This is a genomic window from Bradyrhizobium sp. 61 (assembly GCF_023073075.1).
Lineage (GTDB): Bacteria > Pseudomonadota > Alphaproteobacteria > Rhizobiales > Xanthobacteraceae > Bradyrhizobium > Bradyrhizobium barranii.
This window is the reverse complement of the sequence record NZ_JADPIU010000100.1, coordinates 1-1,273: the sequence shown is the minus strand read 5'-3', so window position 1 is coordinate 1,273 and position 1,273 is coordinate 1. Positions and strand designations below refer to the sequence as shown.

The window sequence follows — 1,273 nt, the reverse complement described above, 5'->3', positions numbered from 1 at the left end:
TCAAGTGTTCAGCCCGGGGACATGACCGACGGGTGTTCGGGGACATAGCCGACACATCATAGTGCAGGGATTTGGCAGCGTGGGAGGCCAAGTCCATGCCCTGGCGAGAGGTGTCGGTGATGGATCAGCGGCGGGAGTTCGTTCGGCTTGCGATGCAGGAGGGAGCGAACCGGCGGGAGCTCTGTCGACGGTTCAATATCCATCCCGACACAGGCTACAAATGGCTTGCACGATGGCAGGCCGACCAGAACATTGAGGACCGCTCGCGGCGGCCGCATGTGAGCCCGGGACAGACCGATTGCAAGCTGGAGGCCCGCATTATCGCGGTACGCGATGCGCATCCGGCATGGGGAGCTCGCAAGATAGCTCGTTGTCTCGAGCGAGAAGGCCGTCACTCGCCAGCCGTTTCAACGGTCCATCAGATCCTGCGTCGGTCTGGCCGCATCACGCCTCCGATCGGCGGTGCGGTGGCCAGCCAGCGTTTTGAGATGCCGGCACCCAATCTGTTGTGGCAGATGGACTTCAAAGGCTGGGTTCGGCTCGGCAATGATGTCCAATGCCATCCTCTGACGGTCGTGGACGACCACTCGCGCTATGATCTGTGCCTGCAGGCCTGTGCAGATCAACGCACAGATACCGTGCGCAGCCGCCTGGAGAAGACCTTTCGCCATTATGGTCTCCCGGAGGCCTTCTTCGTCGATAATGGTTCACCCTGGGGTGATCCTTCCGGCGAACGATGGACACGGTTCTCGGTCTGGCTGCTCAAGCTTGGCGTCGCCGTCATCCACAGCCGCCCATATCATCCGCAAAGCCGCGGCAAGAATGAACGGTTCCACCGCACGCTCGCGGCTGAGGTGTTCGCGCTGCGGCAGTTCCGCGATCTCGCAGAAACACAGCGTGCCTTCGACGCCTGGCGGGAGGTCTACAACTTCGAGCGACCGCACGAAGCGCTCGGGCAACAGGTCCCGGCTAGTCGATATCGGCCGAGCCAGCGGGCCATGCCCGAGCGATTGCCGGAGGTCGAATACGACAGCCATGAGATCGTGCGCCGCGTCTCCACGACCAAGGCCTATGTCAGCTTCAAGGGATGTCTTTGGAAAGTGCCACAGGCCTTCCGTGGTGAGCGCCTCGCCATCCGCCCCTCGGCAAACGATGCGCAATACGGGGTCTTCTTTGCCGCCCACCAAGTCGCTATCATCGACTTGGCGAGCGGAAAAAGTGTCGGCTATGTCCCCGAACACCCGTCGGTCATGTCCCCGGGCTGAACATCAAG

At 61.8% G+C, this 1,273-nt stretch carries 1 protein-coding gene; it reads left to right on the top strand.

Annotated elements, in window-relative coordinates; genetic code table 11:
• Positions 1 to 95 precede the first annotated feature (95 nt).
• Positions 96 to 1,265 carry an IS481 family transposase gene (locus IVB46_RS39430; RefSeq protein WP_247316389.1) on the top strand — a complete coding sequence of 390 codons (1,170 nt, stop codon included), beginning with the start codon at positions 96 to 98 and terminating at the stop codon, positions 1,263 to 1,265.
• Positions 1,266 to 1,273: the final 8 nt, after the last annotated feature.

What these genes read in the sequence shown, in the direction of transcription:
- IVB46_RS39430 (WP_247316389.1), top strand. Translation starts at nt 96, where the DNA reads ATGCCCTGGCGAGAGGTGTCGGTGATGGATCAGCGGCGGGAGTTCGTT.